At 65.7% G+C, this 21,411-nt stretch carries 18 protein-coding genes; 6 read left to right on the forward strand and 12 right to left on the reverse strand.

Going from position 1 to position 21,411, the window contains the following annotated elements:
* Nucleotides 1-253: 253 nt before the first annotated feature.
* From ACP3TD_RS01265 to ACP3TD_RS01275, 3 genes are all read right to left on the reverse strand, one after another.
* Nucleotides 254-1,294 (reverse strand): hemolysin family protein, encoded by a 1,041-nt coding sequence (locus tag ACP3TD_RS01265; protein ID WP_426764971.1) that lies wholly within the window; start codon nt 1,292-1,294, stop codon nt 254-256.
* Nucleotides 1,287-2,645: a hemolysin family protein gene (locus ACP3TD_RS01270; RefSeq protein WP_426764972.1), complete on the reverse strand. Its 1,359-nt coding sequence runs from the start codon at nt 2,643-2,645 to the stop codon at nt 1,287-1,289. Before ACP3TD_RS01270 ends, ACP3TD_RS01265 begins: the two co-directional genes overlap by 8 nt.
* A gap of 123 nt (nt 2,646-2,768) precedes the next feature.
* On the reverse strand, nt 2,769-3,005 hold the full coding sequence (locus tag ACP3TD_RS01275; RefSeq protein ID WP_056077355.1) for a zinc-ribbon domain-containing protein: 237 nt from the start codon (nt 3,003-3,005) through the stop codon (nt 2,769-2,771).
* Nucleotides 3,006-3,167: 162 nt separating this feature from the next.
* On the opposite strand from ACP3TD_RS01275, the gene ACP3TD_RS01280 reads away from it, so the two are divergent.
* Nucleotides 3,168-4,319: a GGDEF domain-containing protein gene (locus tag ACP3TD_RS01280; RefSeq protein ID WP_426764973.1), complete on the forward strand. Its 1,152-nt coding sequence runs from the start codon at nt 3,168-3,170 to the stop codon at nt 4,317-4,319.
* Here ACP3TD_RS01280 and ACP3TD_RS01285 read toward each other — a convergent pair.
* The 3 genes from ACP3TD_RS01285 to ACP3TD_RS01295 are packed head-to-tail and all read right to left on the reverse strand — an operon-like array spanning nt 4,316 to nt 7,367.
* Complete coding sequence (locus ACP3TD_RS01285) at nt 4,316-5,458, reverse strand: Gfo/Idh/MocA family protein (protein WP_426764974.1); 1,143 nt, start codon at nt 5,456-5,458, stop codon at nt 4,316-4,318. The genes ACP3TD_RS01280 and ACP3TD_RS01285 overlap by 4 nt on opposite strands.
* The gene (locus tag ACP3TD_RS01290) at nt 5,443-6,141 is read right to left on the reverse strand and encodes a ThuA domain-containing protein (protein ID WP_426764975.1); all 699 of its coding nucleotides are present in this window, start codon (nt 6,139-6,141) and stop codon (nt 5,443-5,445) included. Before ACP3TD_RS01290 ends, ACP3TD_RS01285 begins: the two co-directional genes overlap by 16 nt.
* On the reverse strand, nt 6,138-7,367 hold the full coding sequence (locus ACP3TD_RS01295) for a Gfo/Idh/MocA family protein (protein ID WP_426764976.1): 1,230 nt from the start codon (nt 7,365-7,367) through the stop codon (nt 6,138-6,140). The genes ACP3TD_RS01290 and ACP3TD_RS01295 overlap by 4 nt, the downstream gene beginning before the upstream one ends.
* Nucleotides 7,368-7,497: 130 nt before the next feature.
* Here ACP3TD_RS01295 and ACP3TD_RS01300 point away from each other — a divergent pair, with 130 nt between their 5' ends.
* Together ACP3TD_RS01300 and ACP3TD_RS01305 are read left to right on the forward strand one after the other, a co-directional pair.
* The gene (locus ACP3TD_RS01300; RefSeq protein ID WP_426764977.1) at nt 7,498-8,526 is read left to right on the forward strand and encodes a LacI family DNA-binding transcriptional regulator; all 1,029 of its coding nucleotides are present in this window, start codon (nt 7,498-7,500) and stop codon (nt 8,524-8,526) included.
* 756 nt (nt 8,527-9,282) lie between these two features.
* Nucleotides 9,283-9,699 (forward strand): hypothetical protein, encoded by a 417-nt coding sequence (locus ACP3TD_RS01305; protein ID WP_426764978.1) that lies wholly within the window; start codon nt 9,283-9,285, stop codon nt 9,697-9,699.
* Nucleotides 9,700-9,741: 42 nt separating this feature from the next.
* Here ACP3TD_RS01305 and ACP3TD_RS01310 read toward each other — a convergent pair whose 3' ends face one another.
* Entirely contained in the window at nt 9,742-11,193 is a 1,452-nt protein-coding gene (locus ACP3TD_RS01310; protein WP_426764979.1) for a SulP family inorganic anion transporter, read from the reverse strand.
* A 241-nt stretch (nt 11,194-11,434) separates the two neighbouring features.
* Between ACP3TD_RS01310 and ACP3TD_RS01315 the strand changes: the two genes are divergently transcribed.
* Both ACP3TD_RS01315 and mptB read left to right on the forward strand, forming a co-directional pair.
* Nucleotides 11,435-11,824: a MerR family transcriptional regulator gene (locus tag ACP3TD_RS01315; RefSeq protein ID WP_426764980.1), complete on the forward strand. Its 390-nt coding sequence runs from the start codon at nt 11,435-11,437 to the stop codon at nt 11,822-11,824.
* A gap of 143 nt (nt 11,825-11,967) precedes the next feature.
* Nucleotides 11,968-13,698 (forward strand): polyprenol phosphomannose-dependent alpha 1,6 mannosyltransferase MptB, encoded by a 1,731-nt coding sequence (gene mptB / locus ACP3TD_RS01320; protein ID WP_426764981.1) that lies wholly within the window; start codon nt 11,968-11,970, stop codon nt 13,696-13,698.
* Nucleotides 13,699-13,709: 11 nt separating this feature from the next.
* On the opposite strand, the gene ACP3TD_RS01325 is transcribed toward mptB, so the two are convergent.
* Both ACP3TD_RS01325 and ACP3TD_RS01330 read right to left on the reverse strand, forming a co-directional pair.
* Complete coding sequence (locus ACP3TD_RS01325) at nt 13,710-14,933, reverse strand: glycosyltransferase 87 family protein (protein ID WP_426764982.1); 1,224 nt, start codon at nt 14,931-14,933, stop codon at nt 13,710-13,712.
* Between the two features lie 61 nt (nt 14,934-14,994).
* Nucleotides 14,995-16,338: a glycosyltransferase 87 family protein gene (locus ACP3TD_RS01330; RefSeq protein ID WP_426764983.1), complete on the reverse strand. Its 1,344-nt coding sequence runs from the start codon at nt 16,336-16,338 to the stop codon at nt 14,995-14,997.
* A 292-nt stretch (nt 16,339-16,630) separates the two neighbouring features.
* Between ACP3TD_RS01330 and ACP3TD_RS01335 the strand changes: the two genes are divergently transcribed.
* Nucleotides 16,631-16,831, forward strand: coding sequence for a hypothetical protein (locus ACP3TD_RS01335; RefSeq protein ID WP_426764984.1), 201 nt, complete (start codon nt 16,631-16,633; stop codon nt 16,829-16,831).
* 170 nt (nt 16,832-17,001) lie between these two features.
* Here ACP3TD_RS01335 and ACP3TD_RS01340 read toward each other — a convergent pair whose 3' ends face one another.
* The 3 genes from ACP3TD_RS01340 to ACP3TD_RS01350 form a co-directional block, all read right to left on the reverse strand.
* The gene (locus ACP3TD_RS01340) at nt 17,002-18,510 is read right to left on the reverse strand and encodes an NAD-dependent succinate-semialdehyde dehydrogenase (protein ID WP_426764985.1); all 1,509 of its coding nucleotides are present in this window, start codon (nt 18,508-18,510) and stop codon (nt 17,002-17,004) included.
* Between the two features lie 107 nt (nt 18,511-18,617).
* Nucleotides 18,618-20,297: a BCCT family transporter gene (locus tag ACP3TD_RS01345; RefSeq protein WP_426764986.1), complete on the reverse strand. Its 1,680-nt coding sequence runs from the start codon at nt 20,295-20,297 to the stop codon at nt 18,618-18,620.
* Nucleotides 20,298-20,413: 116 nt separating this feature from the next.
* Nucleotides 20,414-21,364 carry a flavin reductase gene (locus ACP3TD_RS01350; RefSeq protein ID WP_426764987.1) on the reverse strand — a complete coding sequence of 317 codons (951 nt, stop codon included), beginning with the start codon at nt 21,362-21,364 and terminating at the stop codon, nt 20,414-20,416.
* Between the last annotated feature and the right edge of the window lie 47 nt (nt 21,365-21,411).

The raw sequence follows: 21,411 nt of genomic DNA on the forward strand, positions 1-21,411 counted from the left end.
CCGGCGCGTCAGGCGCTGGCGGTGCAGCCGGGGAAAAGGGTTTGGTTGATGGATGCGGGGCGGCGCCCAAGGCGCGCGGCAACAGCAGTCATCAAAACCACCTCCATTCCCTCAAGGGTTCCCGTCGTACTGCCGGGAACGGCAGGGCGGAACCGGGATTTACTCTAGCGGCGTCCGCCGTCGGGGGCTAGGGGTCCGGCGCAAAAAAGGTGCGGCCCCCGAAGGAGGCCGCACCCTGGTGATGGAATGCCGGTCAGACGCTGGTGGCGTCCTGCACCTCGCCCACCAGCTCTTCGATGATGTCCTCAAGGAACAGCATCCCGGTGGTGGCGCCCTCGGCGTCGAACACCCGGGCCACGTGGGCTCCGGTGCGGCGCATGGCCGCGAGGGCGTCCTCAAGCTCCGAGCCCGCGAAGGCCGAGGCGAGCCGACGGATCCGCTTGGCAGGCACCGGCCGGGCGAACTTCTCCGGCGAGGTGAGGTCCATGACGTCCTTGAGGTGGAGGTAGCCCGCCGGTTCGGCGTTGCTGTCCGTGAGGATGTAACGCGAGTACCCGTGCCGGGCCACGGCCTGCTGGATGTCGGCCGGCGTGGACGTCTCCGGGAGCAGCACGATGTCCGCCAGCGGAACCTGCACGTCCGCCACCGTCTTGGCGGTGAACTCGAACGCATTGGTCAGGGCGCCGGTGGTGTCCTTCAGCATGCCGTCGCGCGTGGACTGCTCCACGATGCTGGCCACCTCATCCAGGGTGTAGGCGCTGGTGGCCTCATCCTTGGGTTCCACCTTGAACAGGCGCAGGATGCCGTTGGCGATGCCGTTCAGCGTCCAGATCACGGGTTTGAAGATCCGTGCCACAACTACCAGCGGCGGGGCCAGGATCAGCGCAGCGCGCGTGGGGACCGAGAACGAAATGTTCTTGGGCACCATCTCGCCCAGCACCACGTGCAGGAAGGTCACCAGCAGCAGCGCCACGATGAACGCGATGATGCTGATGGCCTCGTAGGACAGCGACGTCAGGCCCAGCGGGATTTCCAGGAGGTGGTGGATGGCCGGTTCGGAGACGTTCAGGATGATCAGCGAACAGACGGTGATGCCCAGCTGGCTGGTGGCCAGCATGAGCGTTGCGTGCTCCATGGCCCACAGCGTGGTTTTCGCGGCCTTGCTGCCTGCTTCCGCCTTGGGTTCGATCTGAGACCGGCGGGCCGAGATCACAGCGAACTCGGCGCCCACGAAGAAGCCGTTGACCACCAACAGCACGGCCAGCCAGATGATGCCGGGAAGATATTCACTCATGGGTCAGCTCCCGGGTGATGTTGTCCACGATTCTGTCGTGCGGGCTTTGCGGTGCTTCAGCGGATTCGGCGGGCGTGAAGCGGAGCCGCTCCAGGCGGGTCTCCAGCGCGCGCTCCACACGGAGCGTGCCGCCGTCGACCTCCACTTCATCTCCAAGCTCGGGCAGCCGGTCCAGCTGGTCCGTCACGAAGCCGGCAACGGTGTCGTACTCACCGTCCGGCACGCGGATGCCGGTGCGGTCCAGGAGTTCGTCCGGGCGCAGCGCGGCGTCGAAGGTGATGGAGCGGCCGGTGCGGACCACACCCACGCGGGCACGGTCATGCTCGTCCTCCAATTCACCCACGATCTCTTCCACCAGGTCCTCCAGCGTGACGATTCCGGCGGTGCCGCCGTGTTCGTCGGAGACGATGGCCACCTGCAGCCCCTGCTTGCGGAGCAGGTTCAGCAGGGTGTCCACGCCCATGGATTCGGGAACGCGCAGCGGCTCGATCATCAGCTCTTCGGCAGTGATGCTGGCGCGCTCGGAGAGGGCGACGGCGAACGCCTGCTTGACGTGCAGGACGCCCACTACGTCATCCCGGTCCCGGCCGATGACCGGGAAGCGGGAGTAGCCGGTGGACTTCGCCAGGCTGACGATGTCCTCCGCAGTGTCCGCGGTACCCACCGCGGTCATCCGGACCCGAGGCGTCATGACATCCACCGCGCTGTGCTCGGTAAAGCGGAGGGTCCGGTGCAGGAGCGTGGCGTGGTCCAGGTCGAGGACGCCTTCGAGGGCGGAGCGGCGCACCAGGGAGCTCAGCTCCTCGGCGCTCCGGGCGCCGGACAGTTCTTCCTTGGGTTCGATGCCGAAGCCGCGGATGATCCGGTTGGCAGTGTTGTTGAACAGCAGGATCACGGGCTTGAAGACCGTGGTGAAGAGCGCCTGGAAGGGCACCACCACCTTGGCGGTGGCCAGCGGCAGGGCCAGGGCGAAGTTCTTCGGGACCAATTCGCCAATCACCATGGAGAAGATGGTGGCCAGGAAAATACCGGCCACGGATCCGATGGCCGGCACCAGCGCTTCCGGCAGCCCCGCGGACGTCAGCGGGCTGCTGAGCATCCGGCTGATGGCGGGCTCGAACGTGTAACCGGTGAGGAGTGTGGTGAGGGTGATGCCCAGTTGTGCACCCGAAAGGTGGGTGGACGTGATCTTGAGGGCTTTGATGGTTGGCCCGAGGCGTTTCTCGCCGCGGGCCTGGCGGGCTTCGAGGTCATGCCGGTCCAAGTTCACAAGTGCAAACTCGGAGGCGACGAAGAAGCCGGTGCCGACGGTCAGGACCAGGCCGATACCCAGCATGATCCATTCATACATTGGGGCGCCCCTCTCCTGTGGTGGCCGGTGATCCGGTCAGATGGCAGAGGGGCCAGGGCATATGTGAAGGAGGGTCGTCCATAGTGCATTTAACTGTACGGGACGGCCGGAAGTTCCCCAGCGTCAGCCGCGCATTTCCAGCGCCCGCTTCTGGCGGCCCGAGATGGACGAAACGTAACCGCAGTTGGTGCAGGTGATACGGAATTTGCGGGATGTGGTGAACACCGGGATGAAGAACAGCGTGAACTTGGTGGCCCGCTCAACCAGTGCGTGGTGCACGTGGGCGCGGCAGTGCTGGCACGTACCCGGCCTGCCGGGGAGGGCTTTGTCTACCGTTTTGAAGCCAAAGAGAAGGAGCATGGCGGGCCTTTCTGGTGGCTTGTACCGGTGATCCGGCAGCATCTTCAACACTAAGGGGTCCGAACACGTTCGTCATGGCGCGCTGGGTGGGTGCGGGCCAGTCGGGGCGGTGCGATACTTGGGGCCAGTTAGGGTTTCGGCGTTTGGGGGACTTTCGGAGACATGGTTCTGGATACGACGACCCTTCGGATCGCATTCGGCCTCATGGCCCTGGTGCTGGTGGTGCTTTTCTACTTCTCGGCGTACCGCGTCACCCGCTCCCCGTACAGCGGCTGGTGGTGCGTGGCGCTGATCTTCTTCCTGGGCGGTTCAGGGTGTTTCCTGCTGGATGGGACGCCGCACCAGATCTGGGCCAACCCCGTGGGCAACGTGCTGCTGGTGCACGGCGGCGTGGCCGTCTGGGCGGGCGCCCGGTCCCTGCGCACCGTCCGGCCGCCCATGTGGGCGTTCACTGGCCTGCCGCTGGCCACGCTGGTGGCGTCCGTCCTCGACAATCCCGCCACCAACACCTGGTCCGGGGGGCCCGTTTTCCTTGCTGCAATGAGCATCAGCATCGGGTTGGCATCACGTGAACTGTGGCGCCTGGAGCCTGGGTACTCGCGGGTCCGTATTCCCATGGCGGTCTCGGCCGGCGGCCTGGCCGTCTACTACTTCTTCCGCTGGCTGGCCTTCGTCCTGGAAGGCCAGGACGGGCGCATCTTCGTCACCGTGTTCGGGTCTGCCGTCACCACCCTGGTGACCATGGTGCTCCTTGTGGTGGTGTCCTTCAGCATGGCGGCCCTGAGCAGCGAACAGCAGACGCGGGCCCTGCGCGTGGTGGCCTCGCGTGACGACCTCACCGGGCTCCTGAACCGGAAAGCCTTCCTGGACCTGGCCGCCGAACAGTTGGCCGACCGGGCCATCACCGGTGCCTCCGGGGCCCTGATCCTGGCTGACCTGGACCACTTCAAATCCGTCAACGACACCTACGGCCACGCGGCAGGGGACGTGGCGCTGCGCCGGTTCGCGGACGCGTGCACCGCCACGGTGCGCACCACTGACCTGGTGGGACGTTACGGAGGCGAGGAATTCGTCCTCCTGATGCCCGGGGCCAGCCCCGAGCGGGCAGAGCTGGTGGCCTCCGAGATCAGCCGCCGCGTCGCCGCGGACGCCCGCCTGGACGGGGTGGAGATGCCCACGGCAAGTTACGGGATTTCCACGTACGACGCCGGGACCTCCCAGGTGGACCATCTCATCGCGGCAGCGGACGCGGCTTTGTACACGGCCAAGTCCCTGGGCAGGAACCGGAGCGCCCGCAGCGACGGGCGCGTCTAAACGCGGGAAAGGCTGCCGTCCGGGCCGTCCTCGGGTTGGGCCGGAGTCAGCGGGACAGCTGCGGGCCTGGCTGCGGTGCTCCGCACCTCCGTGGCGGCGCCGGTCCGGGCAGCCTCCAGCAGCGATTCCATGACATCCAGGACATGGAACGCCAGCTCGCCCCCGGCCCGCGGTTCGCTGCCGGGAGGGGTGGCTGCCAGGTCCGCGATCCCGAAGCCGCGGCCCGCGCCCACGTAGCCGGCCGACACCGGAAGCACCTCCCAGTCCGCTGCACCGAGCGTGCAAAGCTCCACGTCGCCGTCGAACCTGTTGGGATCCGGCACCACCAGCGAGCCGCGCTCGCCGTGGATCTCCAGGTTGGGACTTTTCGTGCGGACGGCGTCGAAGCTCATTACCAGCGTGGAGATGGCGCCGCCGGCATGCGTCAGCGTCCCGGTCACGTGCGAGTCCACGTGGACGGGCACGGTTTCGCCGGCGCGGGGGCCGGAGCCGATGGTGCGCTGATCCCTGGTGTGGCTGGCGGCGCCGGTCACGGAAACCACAGGACCCAGCAGGGTCACCAGCGCGGTGACGTAGTACGGGCCCATGTCCAGCAGCGGGCCGCCGCCGGGCTGGTAGTAGAAGTCCGGGTTGGGGTGCCAGCGCTCGTGGCCCGGGGTAGCCATGACGGCGGTGGCGGCGATGGGGGTGCCGATCAGGCCGTCGTCGATCGCCTTCCGGGCGGTCTGGATTCCGGTGCCCAGGACCGTATCCGGAGCGCATCCCACGGCGACGCCGGCCGCCTTCGCAGCATCCAGGACTTCCCGGGCCTCCTTGGTGCTCGCCGCCAGCGGCTTTTCGCCGTACACTGCCTTCCTGGCGGCAATGGCCTGGAGCGCGATGTCTGCGTGCGCGGCGGGGATGGTGAGGTTCAGGACGAGGCTGACGGCGGGATCAGCCAGCAGTTCGTCCACCGTCAGGGCACGGACGCCATCGCAGGAGTCCGCCACAGCCTGCGCGCGGGACAGGTCCAGGTCCGCGACGGCCGTGAGACCGATGTTCGGCAGGCGGCGGAAGCTCGCCAGATACTGGGCACTGATGGCACCGCAGCCGATGATGCCGACGGTGATGGCCGTGTCTGCGGTCAGCGGCTGGCCCACAGCAGCCCCCTCTCGATGATGGTGCGGACGTTGGTGTCCTGCAGGATTTCCACGCGGTGGCCGGGCGTGCACACGAAGATCTTTCCCGCGCCCCACTGGCGGGTCCAGATGGCCGGTGAGGTGACCTCGCGGTGCCACGGATCCCAAGGCCGGACTTTTTGCGTGGTGGTGGCCAGAACGTCGATGTAGTCATCGGCCAGCACCCAGTACTGCTCGGTGACCAGCTCAAAGTCGGGAATGCCGCGGGTGATGGGGTGGTCCGCCGCGGCGGGAAGCATGTTCACGGTGTAAGGAACGTAGTTGTCCGCCTGTTCCCCGCGGCGCTCATCCGGGTGCTTGCCGGGGTGGCAGGCGAACTGCCCGCCGATGAGGTGCAAATAATCGGAGGTATTGCGGTACGAATCCGCAATGCCGCCGTGCCAGCCGGCCAGGCCGGTCCCGTTTTCCACGGCGGCCCGCAGGCCTGCGAACTCGTCCTTTTCGATGGTGCTCATGGTCATGCACTGGACGATGAGGTCCGTGCCCGCCATGTAGTCCGCATCGGCATAGACCTTCGGGGACTCCTCGATACGGACGTCGTACCCGTGGTCCTTGAGGAAGGGGATGAACAGGTCCGTCGCTTCGACGGGCTGGTGCCCGTCCCAGCCGCCGCGGACCACCAGGGCGTTCTTCGTGCCGGTCATAGGGATATTCCTTCATGTGCATAGGAGTTGGAGGCTGGGGCCGGTTGGCGTATCTCCTGCCAGCGGGAGGCGTTGCCCGCACTGCTGTCCACCGCTGCGAGGACGCGCTGCACCTGCAGGGCGTCATCGAAGGACGGTTCAGGCTGGCGGCCGGCCGCGAGGGCGGTCACCAGGTCAACCACCTGGTGGGTGAAGCCGTGCTCGTAGCCGAGGCCGTGGCCGGTGGGCCACCAGTTGCCCACGTAGGGGTGCTCGGGTTCGGTGACGATGATCCTGCGGAAGCCGGCGTCGGGACCTTCAGCGGCGTCATAGAAGGACAGGACGTTGTTGTCCTCGAAGTCGAAGGCGAGGGAGCCCTCGCTGCCGTTGATTTCCAGCCGCATGGCGTTCCGCCGCCCCAGCGCATAGCGCGTGGCCTCGAAAACCCCCACCGGGCCGCCGTCGAACCTTGCCGTGAATATCGCTGTGTCGTCCACCGTTACCGCACCCCGGGGCGAACCGGCGTCGAGGTTTCCATGGCCGCCGAGGCCCACGAGGTCGCCCGCAAGGGGCCGTTCCCGGACGAACGTCTCCATCAGCGCCGACACTCCGGAGATCTGCCTGCCGGTGATCCACTGGGCGGCGTCGATGATATGGGCGCCGATGTCGCCCAGGGCGCCGGAGCCGGACCTGGACTTGTCCAGGCGCCAGGTCATGGGGGCATTTTCGTCGCTGAGCCAGTCCTGGAGGTATTGGGCACGTACGTGGCGGATGGTTCCCAGCCTGCCGCCGTCCACCATCCGTTTGGCCAACGCCAGGGCCGGGGTGCGGCGGTAGCTGTAGCCGCACATGGCGTAGACCCCGCGCGAGGCGGCGGTCCGTGCCGCGGCGGCCATGCGTTCAGCCTCCTCCACAGTGTTGGCCAGGGGCTTTTCGCAGAGGACATGCTTGCCGGCTTCCAACGCGGCAATGGCAATCTCGGCGTGGGTATCGCCGGGAGTGCAGATGTCGATGAGGTCGATGTCATCCCGCTCGATGAGCCGGTGCCAGTCCGTTTCGGTGGAACCCCAGCCCAGCTTGGCGGCCGCTGCCGCTGTGGCGTCGGCGTTCCTGCCGGCCAGGGCGGTCAGTTCCGGAGCCCGCGGAAGGTCGAAGAACCGCGGGGCCGTCCGCCAGGCGTGGGAATGTGCGGCGCCCATGAAGGCGTAGCCCGCCATGCCAATGCGCAGCGGGGTGGAGTTTGCCATGTGTGCCTCTTTGCAGCCGTTCGAAAGTTTTCGGTACTATTTCGAGATACATTGACGCTATTTTGGCTTCTGTTTCCGCGTCAAGGCTTTCGGTCAGCGAAAACTTTCGACGAGGGATTGGGATGCACGGATGGGGAATCGCAGCAGGCTGACCCTCTCGGCGGTGGCGCGGCAGGCCGGCGTCTCGGTTCCCACCGTCTCCAAGGTGATCAACGGCAGGCCGGATGTCGCAGCGGAAACCCGTAAGCGGGTCCTTGCCATCCTGGAAGAGTCCGGCTACAGGTCGCCGGTGCAGCACCGCCGCTCCCTGGCCGCACTCCCGGTGGTGGAGGTGGTGGTGGACTCCCTGAACTCCGGCTACACGGCGGAGGTGCTGGCTGGGATCATGGATTCGGCCACGGCCGGTGGCGTGGAGGTGGTCCTGAGCAGCACCGGTTCGCGCGGGGGAGCTCCCAATCCGGAGCAACGTGCCCAGCGCATCGTGGACCAGGGGCGGTGCGGAATGATCGTGGTGACCTCGGCCTTCGGCGATGCGCCGCTGGACGCCTTCCACCGCCGCGGCGTTCCCGTGGTGGTCATCGATCCGCTGAATCCGCCGTCGGAGCAGGTGGTGAGCGTCGGCTGCACCGACTGGGCCGGGGCCAAGGACGCCACGGCGCATCTCCTGTCGCTGGGGCACCGGCGGATAGCGTTCCTCGGCGGGCCTGAAGCGGTGGAGTGCAGCCAGGCCAGGCTGCACGGCTACCTTGCGGCGCTGCGCTCGCAGGGAATCGCCGCGGAGGACCGGTACGTCATGGCCGGGGAGTTCAGGTCCGACGACGGCGCGCGCCGGCTCCGCGACCTGCTGCTGCTCGAGCCCCGGCCCACAGCTGTCGTTGCCGCCAGCGACACCATCGCCTTGGGCGTGATTGCCGAAGCCCTCCGGCAACAGGTCCGGATTCCGCAGGAGCTCAGCGTTGTGGGATTCGATGGCATCCGGCAGGCGGAGGAATCCGTTCCGGCGCTGACCACCGTGGCGCAGCCGCTGCGGGACATCGGCCGGGCGGCCCTCCGGATTATCCTGCGCCAGGTGCAGGGTGAGGTGCCGGACTCCCGCCGGGTTGAACTGGCCACGAAGCTGGTGGTCCGGGAATCGACGGCGGCGCCTCGCACAGAATAGGCTCGCCCATCGCCATTAAATTTCCTGGAGCGCGAAAGGGCACCAATGCCGACTCACGTAATGGGTGCCCTTGTTCGTGTGTTGTCTTACCCGTAAATCACACGGCACGAAACTCCCGTGGGAAAGAATGCCGTCCCACGTTCAGTTCCGGTATGAAAACCGAAAAGGTTGTAACGGTCAACATTGTAGAAAACGAATGTTCCAGATGGGCGTGCGATGTAAAGCTGGTTATAGCCGAGGACCGGCGAAGTGCAGGAGACTGTATCGGAGACGGATGCCGAATAGCTGAGTCCCGCTTGTGCGCTGACAGCGCCCGCCGACAATCCGAACCCTCCCGACACTGTGGCTGACATGGTCACGGCCGGGACATCCACGGGCGGCTTGGACATCTGCACCCGATAACGTGGAAGGTCGGGTTTCAGATGCATGCGCAGGAACCAGGCCGAGGCATGGGCATGCGGAGAGTGTCGCTGCCGAAAGAACTTCTCTGGTATTAATATTCCCCCATTTAATAAATCTATACAATTTTGATGGCGGATCGAGCGTAGCAGGGAAATTCGGCACAATAGCCGTAGTCTATGAACTGACGACCATAAAGCATGTTGGTAAATGGGGCGGTCGGTCGTATTTTCACAGCATTGAATTACAGCACAGTTCAAGTCAAGTCGCTTTTGCGGAACTTGTTCCCCGGCAATATCGTTGCTGAGTAGATATTTTCATTGAGGTGGGGGAATTGTGCCGGTTCGAGGCTCTGTAGTGACGTCCGTGGTTGCAGCCCTGGCGATGCTGGCGCTGGTGTCATGTACCCCGGAACCGCAGCAGCCGGGGATGGCAATTCTTGACCGGGCAGCTTCAGCCGAAGATGAAGTCCCCGCGTTCGTGGACCTCAAGGGCAAGGACCCTTCCACTGTGCGGCTGGCTGCCGATCACGGAGGTTTCCGGTTCTACCTTGCACGCCCGGCCCAGGAGGCGGGATTCTGCCTGATCCAGGTTGCTGAGGCAGGAAAGGACCGGTGGGGTTCGGCGTGCACGACGGATGGCAAGCCGGTGCTGACCACCAATCTTCTGGGGTTCGGCAGCGAGGCGGCCGTGGTAGCCGACGGCGAGGATACCGGGGACCTGGTGGGCCAGGGGTATGCCCTGATCCAGGACAACATCCTCATCCGGCGCTGACAGGTCGCTGAACGCTGGCCCGGCACCGGCCAGCCGGACGGGTCAGGAGCCGAGGTGCCCGCTGAGGCGGCGGTGGAATCCGGTGCTGCGTTCATCGAGGCCTTCAATGGTCACCGTCGCTCCGTGGTCGCCGTACTTCGTTTCAATGGAGTCGAGGGCGGCCACGGTGGAGGCGTCCCAAATCTGGGCACGGCTGAGGTCGATGGTCACTGACGCCGGATCCTCGGCGTACGCAAAATGTTCCACCAGGTCGTTGCTGCTGCCGAAGAAGAGCGGCCCCACCACGCTGTAGCGCACGCTTTCGCCGTCGTCAGCCAGTTTCCTGTCCACGCTGATGACGTGGGCCACCCGGCGCGCGAACAGCACCATCGCAAGGACCACGCCCACCAGGACGCCGTAGGCAAGGTTTCCGGTAAACACCACGACGGCCACCGTGACGCCCATGACGAGCGTCTCCGGCAGGGGCATCCGCTTCAGGGTGGATGGCTTAACGCTGTGCCAGTCGACGGTGGTAACAGCGACCACCATCATCACCGCGGCGAGGGCCACCATGGGAATCTGGCCCATGATCGGGCTGAGTCCCGTCACGAGCGCGAGGAGGAAGACTCCGGCAACAACCGTTGAGATGCGGGTGCGTGCCTGCCCGGTCTTCACGTTGAGCACGGTCTGGCCGATCATCGCGCACCCGGCGATGCCGCCATAGAAACCGGCAAGGATGTTCGAGACGCCCAGAGCCCATGACTCGCGGCCCTTGTGCGACGGGGTGTCGGTGATGTCGTCCACGAGTTTTGCGGTGAGGAGCGTTTCCATGAGCCCCACGAAGGCCACGCTCAGCGCAGTGGGCAGGATCAGCTGGAAAGTCTCAACGTTCACCGGGAAGAGGAACGGCGTAAACCCGGGCAGCTTACCCGTCAGGGGCCCCTCGTCAGAAACATTTGGAACCGCGAGGCCGGCAATAATCGCGATTGCGGTCACGACGACGATCGCCACCAGCGGCGACGGGACCGCCTTGGTGAACCGCGGAAGGATGAAAATGATCGCGAACGTCAGCGCGAACAGGGCATAGGCGAGCCACGGAACGTTGAGGACGTGCGGCACTTGGGCCATGAAGATCAGCACACCGAGGGCGTTCACGAACCCGATCATCACCGAGCGCGGAATGAACCGCATCAGGCGGGCCAGGCCGGCCAGGCCAAAGACCACCTGGATAACGCCGGCCAGGAGCACTGTGGGCAGGACGTACTGCACGCCGTGCTCGTGCACCAGCGGGGCAATGACCAGGGCCACGGAACCGGCTGCAGCCGTAACTACTCCCGGCCGGCCGCCAAGGACGGACATCGCCAAAGCCAGCACGATGGAGGCGACAAGGCTCACCATCGGATCGACTCCCGCGACGATTGAGAAGGAGATGACCTCCGGGACCAGTGCTAGCGTCGTCACCATCCCGGCGAGGACCTCGCGGGACAGTTGCCGTGGAGAGCGCAGTGCGGTCATCACGGTGATGGTTTGCCGGAAAGGGCGGGGGCGGCTAGCGACGGCCAAGGAGCGGCTCCAGGGACTCGGCTCTGTTGGGGAAGAGCGGTGGGGAACGTTTCTGCGCCACGCTGCGCACGGGTCCAGCCCGGTCATGGAAGACAATGGGTGGAGAAGGAATGCACCGGCAACGTCCGGCTGCGTGTGCAACACTACCCTAACGTGAGGGTTGACCAGGGTTGGTGACGTGATGGTGAAGGAAATGACCGCCGAAGAAGTGGTGGCGACGATGCACATCGGCGAGCTCGCGGACCGGTCGCAAATGTCGTTGCGGACCATCCGGCATTACGACGAGGTGGGCCTGCTCAAACCGTCAGGCCGGACCGAGGGCGGCTTCCGCCTCTACACCGAACGAGACTTCACCCGCCTGCTGGTGATCCGCCGGATGAAGCCACTGGGATTCACCCTCGAGGCCATGGCCGAGCTCCTGCGGGTCATTGATGCGCTGGAAACGTCCGAACCCGGCCAGGATGACACCGCCATCAGATCCGAGCTGAACACCTTCATCGAGGAGGCCGCGCGGCGCCGCGCGAAGCTGGAGGAACAACTCGGCATGGCCGATGAGTTCCTGGCACTCCTCCACGCCCAGTAAGGGCTTCGCGAAAACTGTGGGCAGCCTCCCTGCCGCACACCGGAGCAGCAGCAAAGCCGGCTGATAAAATGGGCGGGTTGCAGGGCGGCCTTTTCTCGCTGGTCCAGCCAGCGCCGCAACCAGGTAGGGGACCAGACACAATCATGACGGCAGGCGGGTCACACCTCCGGACTTCGGAAAGCCGGCCGGGCACACCGGCAACGGCGTCCGCGCCGGCCAAAGGACGTGCCTATCTCGCCACCATCGAGGGCTTCATCGGCTCCCTCATGATGTTCGTGGGCTCCATCGGCACAGGGTGGATCGCCAACGGCTCACCCATGATCCGCCAGCCCGTGGTCATCGCCCTGCGCACCGAAGGATGGGGCGTGACGGTTTCCACCTTCCTCCTTACCCTCGGCGCAATGCTCCTGATGCGCTCCTGGCTGCGGCTGGGCCAGCGGCTCGCGGACTGGGGCAGTAAATCCCTGCGCTCCGTGGTCATTGCCGTGTCCGCATGGTCGCTGCCGCTGATCTTCTGCGTCCCCGTCTTTTCCCGCGACGTCTACGCCTACACCGGCCAGGGACGGTTGGTCCAGGAAGGCCAGAACCCGTATGAGGTGGGAATCTCCACCCTCAACAACTGGTTCGCACTCGGTGCCGATCCCGCCTGGGCGGAAAACCGGACACCCTACGGCCCGTACTTCCTCTGGCTCGCCCGCGGGGTGGTGGGACTGACCGGAGCCCAGCCCGACGCGTCGGTCCTGCTCTTTCGCCTGCTGGCCGGCGTCGGCGTGCTGCTCTGCGTCATCTACGTGCCCAAGCTCGCCGGACTGCACGGCATCAACGGTGCCCGGGCGCTGTGGATCACGGTGGCCAACCCGCTGTTCCTGATCAGCTTTATCGCCAGCGCCCACAATGACGCCCTGATGGTGGGACTGGCGGTCGCCGGCGTGTACTTCGCAGCCACCCGGCGCTACCTGGTTGGCATCCTGCTGGTCACCGCCTCGATCGGCATCAAGCCCATCACCGTGCTCCTGCTGCCGTTCATCGGGGTGATGTGGGCCGGACCGTCGGCGTCGTGGCTGCGGAAGTTCCTGATGTGGGGTGCCACGGCGGGCATCAGCCTGGCCGTCCTGGTGTTGAGCGGCATCCCGTACAACCTGGGCGTGGGCTGGACCTGGGCCATCCTGGATACCACCCCCGGCTACACCGGCTACTCACCGTCAGGATTCCTGGGGCAGCAGGTGGAATTCCTTGCCAATGTCCTCGGCCTGCCGGGCGGAACCTTCGCCACGTGGCTCCGGACCGGCATGAAGTGGACCGCTATCGGGCTGGTGCTGCTGCTCATGTTCCGCGGCGACTACTCGCGGGCGGTACGCAGGATGGCGTTGGCGTTCACCGCCGTCGTAATGCTCTCGCCCATCATCCAGCCCTGGTACATCCTGTGGTTCCTGCCGTTCCTGGCCGTCACCGGCATCCGTGACGACTGGCAGATCCGGTCCCTGTACGTCGGTGTCACGTTCTTCGTGGTGTTCGGCGCGCAAGACCAGCTCTCCGTATGGGGTTTCGTGGAGCTGCCCATCCCGCCGTCCTCGCTGGCATTCGTGACAGCGCTGGCCTTTACGTTCTACCTTCTATTCCTCGACGTGCATACACGCAAGCTGCTCATCGAGGGGCGTCCGCTGGACCTGGCCCGCACGGGCTGGCAGTGGGTTGCGGAGCGCCGGGCTGCCCGCCGCGGAAACGGTGGGACGGGATCCAAGGCAAGTGCCGCCGTCGGGACCGCCGAAGGCCCGCACACTGCGAACCCGGCGCCCGCGGACCCGGCAAATGCGAAGCCGAAGGCCGTGGAGACGGCGGACCGGACGTCCGTGGACCAGGCCGAAAGGGGCTAGGCCCCGCAGTTCTAGGCTCCGGCAGTTACCGGGGCGGAATTCTTCCGGCCCAGTTCGGCGGTCCGCTTCACCGACCACCACAGCAGCACTACCAGCAGCACGTTGCGGGTGGTCAGGATGGCTGCCATCACCGGGTGGGCGTGGATCAGCGGAGTGTAGAACAGCGGGTAGATCACGAACGTGGTCATGGCGATGCCCATCAGCAGCGCCGCGGGGACCTTCCAGCGGTTCCAGTCGTGCGCGAGGCCGGCGATGATCACCGGAGCCAGCCAAATGATGAACTGCGGCGAGCCCACCTTGTTGAACACGATGAAGGCGGTGACCATCATCAGGGACCCCTCGAGGAACAGTTCCTCGCGTTCGGCGCCGCGCTTCAGTGCGCGAACCAGAAGGACGGCGGCCACCACGGCCGCGAGGATCAGCAGCGGCTGCATCAGGAACGCCGCGGTGCTGGCACCCGGGCCATAGACCTCGGTGGAGTTGATGGCCGTGTTGTCCGCCATTTTGGACCCGGCAATGTTGAAGACGCTCAGCCACACCCACGGCGTGGAGAAGGTGGCTTCGAGCTGCATGCCGCGTTCGCCCTGGTTCAGGAGGAAGTCCATGATGTGCGGCAGGCCGCCGGACAACCAGGTTCCCAGGGCCACGACGGCCGTGACGCCGGCACCGGCCAGGACCACCTGGATGCGCTTGCGGCTGGCGATCACGATGGGCGCCAGGACGGCCGCGGGCCACACCTTGATCCACGTGGCGATGCTGAGCAGGACGCCGGCAACAACGGGGCGTTCAGCCGCGTACAGCAGCGCGATGAGCACGATCGGTGCGGTGATGCCTTCCACCCGGGCGAAGCTGAGGTAGCCCATGAAGATGGTGAAGAACAGCCACCACCACGCGGGGGCGATGCCGCTGGCCTTCCGCGGCCCGCGCGTCAGGTACAGGATCCCCACGGCGTTGAGGGCCGTGATGATCAGGAACCACATGAGCAGGTAGAGGCCGGGCCCGGCGATGTTCGCCAGGAAGATGGGCAGCTGGGCCAGCACGGGGTAGACCCAGGGGCTGATTTTGCCGTCCAGGTCCTGCGGGTTGTAGCCGTCCGTGGCCCACTGGCGGTACTGCTCCGTATCGCTGAACGTGTCGCCGTTCAGGAAGAAGGACGCCATCCAGCCGAGGAAGTACAAATGGACGACGGCGAAGCCCCACCACACGCTGGACGGCCTGGCGAACCAGTCCACCACCTTCGCCGGGAGCAGCCTGGTGCGGACACTGACCAGGCGGTCAAAGAACGTCGTGGAAATGTCAGGACTCCTTCAGCGCAGGAGTGGAGGCCGGGGTTTTCCTGCCCAGCAGGTACACCCGGCGGACGCTCCACAGGAACAGGACAACCAGCAGGATGTTGCGGATGGTCAGCACCAGCGCCATCCAGGGGTTGTTGTGGCTGAGGGCGTCGTAGAAAAGCGGGTAAATGAAGTAGGTGGCCACGGCGATGGCGATGAGCATCACCGCAGGGACGCGCCATTCGCGCCAGCTGTGCGCCAGGCCCACGGCGACGGCGGGGCCGAGCCACACCATGAACTGCGGGGAGCCCACCTTGTTGAAGACCACGAACGCTGCGGCCAGGGCTAGGGCGCCGGCCAGGAGCAGCTCGGTGCGGTCCACGCCGCCGGCCACCTTGTGCTGCTTGCCGTTGTGGAGCGCCCAGAAGGTCATGCCGGCCACCACGAGGGCGGCCAGGATGAGCAGCGGCTGCATCAGCACGGACATGGTGGCGGTGCCGGGACCGTCCACCTGCATGGAGTTGATGTCCGTGTTCATGTACATGCGGGAGCCGCCGGCGTTCAGGACGGACAGCCAGAGCCATGGGGTGGTGAAGGTTGCCTCGAGCTGCATGCCGCGGTCGCCCTGCTGGGTGAGGAAGTTCAGCAGCTTGGGGACGCTGCCCAGGGCGGCTGCCAGCGCGACCACGGCCGCCGACGTCGCCAGGCCGGCCAGGACCACCACGAGACGGTTCTTGACCACGGCGAAGAGGGCCAGCATGATGGCCGCCGGCCATACCTTCACCCAGGTTCCGATGGCCAGCAGGACGGAGGCGATGAACGGCCGGCCCACGCCGTAGGCCAGGGCCACCAGGACCAGGGGAGCGGTGAGGCCGTCCACCCGGGCGAAGCCGAGCCAGCCCATCAGGAAGGTGAAGGCCAGCCACCACCAGCCCGCGGGGATGGCATCCGTGTTGCGGCCGCGTTCGGTCAGTTTCAGCAGCGCCCAGCCGTTAAGGAGGGTGGTCATCAGGACCCAGAGGAAGAAGAAGGGTCCCGGTCCGGCGGCGCCGGCGATGGCCATGGGGATGAGGGCGAGGATCGGGTAGACCCAGGGGCTGGGGCCACCGGACAGGTTGGCATCGTTGAACCCGGCCATGGCCCAGTCGCGGTAGATGAACGTATCGCTGAAGGCCTCACCCCGCAGCGACAAAGATGCCGCGAAGATGAGGAAGACCAGGTGCACCACGATGAACCCGCCCAGCAGCCCGCGCGGCGTGTTCAACACCGCACGCGCCCGGCTGGGAATGATGACGTTGCGGATCCGGGTGAGATTGCCGAAGAAAGCGTCCGTGGAAATGGCGGGATCCTTGTCAGGTCGTGGCACACGTAAGTGGTTGCGCGGGTGGCTGGACGCTGCCGCAGGGCAGGCGCACAGCGGCGTCGTTCAGGAACATCGAAGGGCCTGGAACAGTTTCCGCCCGGATTCAACTCTAATTCACGGCCATTGACCGGCCGTAATTGCATTTGCCGTGGAAAGCGCAATCCCCTGCTTGACCTGCGGTATTTTTCTAAAGTTGCTGGCGCGGGATGTGTCATGCACCATAGTGCCAAAGCACTGCAGCCTTGGGGAGCGCAGCTGTTCCACTCCTATCCGCACCATCCCGAAGGCACAACCAATGAACTTTCCCCTGACCTTCACCGTGTCCGATCGCCAGAGCATGGACAGCCAACTGGACGCCGCCGTCTCCGTGGCCAGGAAGCACGCGATGGACAGCCGGCACGGCATCCTGGTAACCCGCCACGGAGTAGACAAGTTCACCGTGGCCCTCAGCGATGCCGTCCCCTTCGGCACCACGCAGGAACTCCAGGCCTGGTAGGGCTCCTCTTCCCCTGCACTTGCCGCCGGTCCGAAGCTTGTTCGCAGAACCCCGCCTTCCAGGACCCGGATCTGCGGAGTAGCTTCTGATCCGTCAGCGGGTGAGAGCAACAAAAGCGCCTGCCGCCCCCTTCCGAAAGGGGTGGCAGGCGCTTTTGTGTGTCAGCCCGCTTACTGGCCGGCGTACGGGTCTGCGATGCCGATGTATTGGGTGGTGGTGTATTCGGCAATGCCCTCGGAGCCGCCTTCACGGCCGAGTCCGGATTGTTTGACGCCGCCGAAGGGTGCTGCGGCGTTGGAGATGACGCCGGCGTTGAATCCAACCATGCCGAATTCGATCTGTTCGGCCACGCGCAGGAGCCGGTTGAAGTCGCGGCTGTAGAGGTAGGACGCGAGACCGTACTCGGAGGCGTTGGCCAGCCGGATAGCATCTTCTTCGGTGGCGAAGGTAGTGACGGGGGCGACGGGCCCAAAGATTTCCTCGCCGAGGATCGCGGCATTGTTGGGGACGTTGGCGAGGACTGTTGGTTGGTAGAAGTAGCCAGGTCCATCCACGGGGGCGCCGCCCGTGACGGCGACTGCCCCGGCGTCGACGGCGGCACTGACCAACGCGTGGACGTCGTCCCGGGCGCCGCCGTCGATGAGGGGCCCGACCTTCGTCTCAGGATGGGTGCCGCGTCCGATGGTGAGGGCTGCCATGGCGGCGGCGAATTTCTTCGTGAACTCCTGCGCCACGGATTCGTGGACCAGGAACCGGTTGGCGGCGGTGCAGGCTTCGCCCATGTTCCGCATCTTCGCGGCCATCGCCCCTTCGACTGCCGCATCCAGGTCGGCGTCCTCGAAGACGATGAAGGGGGCATTGCCTCCCAGTTCCATTGAGGTGCGGAGAACGTTCTGGGCGGCGTCCGCTATCAGGCGCTTGCCTACGGGGGTGGAGCCGGTAAAGGAGACCTTCCGCAGGCGGGGATCGGCCAGCAGGGGCCCGGAGATTCCTGAGGCGGAGGAAGATGAGACGACGTTGAGGACTCCGGCGGGCAGGCCGGCATCGAGCATGGTCTGGGCGAAGTACTGGGCGGTGAGGGGGGTGAGTTTGGCGGGTTTGAGGACCATGGTGCAGCCGGCGGCGACGGCGGGGGCGACTTTGCGGGTGGCCATCGCGAGCGGGAAGTTCCACGGGGTGATGAGGAGGCAGGGGCCCACGGGTTTGTGCTGGACGAGGATCTTGTTCTTGCCCTCGGGGGTGGTGAGGTAGCGGCCGTAGTCGCGGACGGTTTCTTCGGAGAACCAGCGGAGGAACTCGGCGCCGTAGGTGACTTCGCCGCGGGCTTCGGCCACGGGTTTGCCCATTTCCAGGGTCATCAGCAGGGCGAAGTCCTCGGCGCGTTCAGTGACCAGGTCAAAGGCACGGCGCAGGATCTCGGCGCGGACCCGGGGTGCGGTGCGCGCCCAGCCGGCCTGGGCGGCGTCGGCCGCGTCCAGGGCCGCTACCGCGTCATCGCTGGTGGCGGACGCGAGCGTGGCCAGGACCTCGCCGGTGGCGGGATCGTGCACGTCAAACGTGCCGCCGTCGGACGCCTCCCGCCACTCACCGTTGATCAGCAGGCCGGTAGGCACCGAGGCAAGGAGGGACGTCTCACGCTCCGGCGAGACAGCAGGGGACAGGGCAGGGGCAAGGGACATGGTGCTCCTTAGGGAAGGAAAAGGACGTGGAGAGGTGGTTGGGCATGCCGGGTCCCGGCAAGCCCAACCACCGGGTCTTGGTTTCGACAGGCTCAACCACCACGGGGTTATGGCTGGGGCGTAAGGATCTTGTTGAGGTCGCTGTGCGTGACATCGCGGGTCCGGTCGAACCGGGGGTCGTTCCGGAGTTCCTTGACCAGGCCGACGCCAAGGAGGGCCACGATCACCGTGAATGGCAGGGCCGAGAGCATCGCTGCCTGCTGGAGGGCACCCAGGCCGCCCACGATCAGCAGCACCACGGCGCACAGGCCGGTCAGCAGGCCCCACGTGGTCAGCACCGGCTTGGTGGGTTCCAGTGTCCCGCGGGAGGACATCATGCTCAGCACGAAGGTGTTCGCATCGGCGCCGGAGACGAAGTACATCACCACCAGGATGATGGCCACGATGGATGTCAGGCCGGACAGCGGAAGTTCAGCGAGTGTGGCGAAGAAGGCCGAGTTGACGTCGTCGAGGGCCGCTGCGCCAATCTGGCCGCCGTTCTCCATGTCGAACTTGATGGCCGTGCCACCGAAAATGGTGAACCAGACGAAGAAGACGACGCTGGGCACGATCATGACGCCGGCCACGAACTCGCGGATGGTGCGGCCCTTGGAGATCTTGGCCAGGAAGACGCCCACGAAGGCGCCCCAGCTCAGCCACCAGGCCATCATGAAGTAGGTCCACCACTGCATCCACTGGACATCTTCCGGCGTGCCCGGGGTGAGCAGGCTGACGGCGAAGAAGCTGCTGAGGTATTCGCCGAGTGAGCGGAAGAAGAGGTTGGAGATGAAGTTGGTGGGGCCGGTGAACAGCACATACAGCCCCAGGCCTACGGACAGCACCATGGTTCCCTGGCTCAGGTACTTGACGCCGCGGTGGACGCCGGAGAGGGCTGAGAGGGTGAAGATGACAGTGATGACGGCGATGATGAGGATCTGCCCGAACAGGCTGGAGGGAATGCCGAAGACGCGGTTGACGCCCTCACCGATCTGCGAAGCACCGAGCCCCAGCGACGTGGTGGTCCCGAACAGGGTGGCGATGATGGCAAAGACGTCGATCATCTTGCCGAACCAGCCGTCCACCATCTTGCCGAAGATGGGGCGCAGCATCGGCGACACCAGCCCGGGGTTATTGCGGCAGTGGGTAGAGTACGCGATGGCCAGGCCGAAGACCCCGAAGACTGCCCAGGCGTGCGGGCCCCAGTCGAAGTAGGAGAACTGCATGGCGCGGACTGCTGCTTCCATGGTTCCGGCTTGGGCCAGGCCGTGCGGCGGGGAAGCGAAGTGCGAGATCGGTTCCGCGACGCCGTAGCTGATGAGCCCGATGCCCATGACCGCCGAAAGGATCATCGCCAACCAGGCCCAGGTGCTGAATTCCGGCTTGCTGTCCTGGGCGCCGAGGCGGATGCGGCCGAACCGGCTGATGGCGATGTAGATGAGCAGGCCGATGCAGCCGAGGGTCACCACCAGGTAGCTCCAGCCGACGCTCTGGGCTACCCAGTCCATTGCTGCGGTCATAACCGTGCTGAGGCTGGTGGGGGAAAGGGAGGCCCAGGCCGTGAAGGCTCCGATGAGCCCCACCGAGGTCCAGAAAACGGACCCGGGCCTTCCCCTGAGCCGGTCTGCCTTGGCCAGCGGGGTTTCGATGTGCGGGCCGCCGCCGTTGGGGGAGTTAAGGATGGTAGGGCTTGCGCCCGTGCCTGAGCTTGAAGTGTCCATCAGGTCCTCGGCATTTTGTGTGTGGGTCATGGGGTACTCCAGATGCAACGCTGCATGGGGTTGAAGTTGATGGTTCCCGGACGGGGGCTCCCGGGTGCCCGGCCCGCCGCTGTAGGGCGGACCGGGACGCTGATGGCACTTGAGGGTCAGAGTTCCTCGAGCTGCGCACCGTCAAAGAAGTGGCCGGCTTTGTAGATCATGGGATCCACATCGGCCACTTCGGCGTGCCGGACCCGGCCTACGAAGATGGTGTGGGTCTTGGCCTGGAAGCGTTCCTTGATTTCGGCTTCGAGGGACGCCGCGGACCCGTCGATGAGCGGCACGCCGTTGGGGCCGGTATGCCACTCCAGGTCAGCGAACTTGTCCGGGGTTTTGGAGGCAAAGGTCTGCACGGTTCCCAGCTGGTTGTTGCTGAGGATGTTGATACCGAAGTGGGACGACTGGAACAGGGCGGGGTAGGTGGAGGACGTCTTCTGGACGCAGACCAGGACGAGGGGCGGGTCCAGGGAAATCGAGGCATAGGAATTGGCGGCCAGTCCCCGGGGTGTGCCTTCTTCGTCAACGGTGGTCACCACGGTGACGCCGGTGATGAACTGCCGGTTGAATCCCTTCATGATGTCCAGCGGCAGGTTGCCGGACAGGTTGTCGACGACGACGTCCGGGGTCTCGTCCTCGAAGGCGGAGCTGAGGGACGGGATGCCAACGTGGGCCAGGAGTTCGACGGCGTCCCAGGTCACCTGTTCGTGGGCGATGCGCCCGTCACGGAGGGTGAGGGCGTTTGATCCGCGGGTTTCCACGACGCGTCCTGTGGGTGGGACGCCCCGGAGCGGCTGGGTGAAGGTCCCGGTGGACTTCCAAAAGATTGCCATGTCATCGCCGCTGGCGATGACCTTCTCGATGCGGGTGGTCAGGTCCGGGAAGGCGGCCCGGACGTCGAGGATTTCCTGCTGCAGTTCCTTTAGGCCGGACACCTTCCTGGTGCCGGTGCTTTCGCGCTGGTAGTCGGGGGTGACGATGGCGTCGAATGCGGTGACGTCGCCCTCGTCCCACGCTGCTGTCCAGGCGGCAGTTACAGGGTCGTTGATTGTCTGTTGCATGCCACAACGGTAGGACGGAGTGTGATCTGCGTCAATAGTTATCTTTA

It is taken from the genome of Pseudarthrobacter sp. 1G09 (assembly GCF_050038305.1).
Classification (GTDB): Bacteria; Actinomycetota; Actinomycetes; order Actinomycetales; family Micrococcaceae; genus Arthrobacter; species Arthrobacter equi.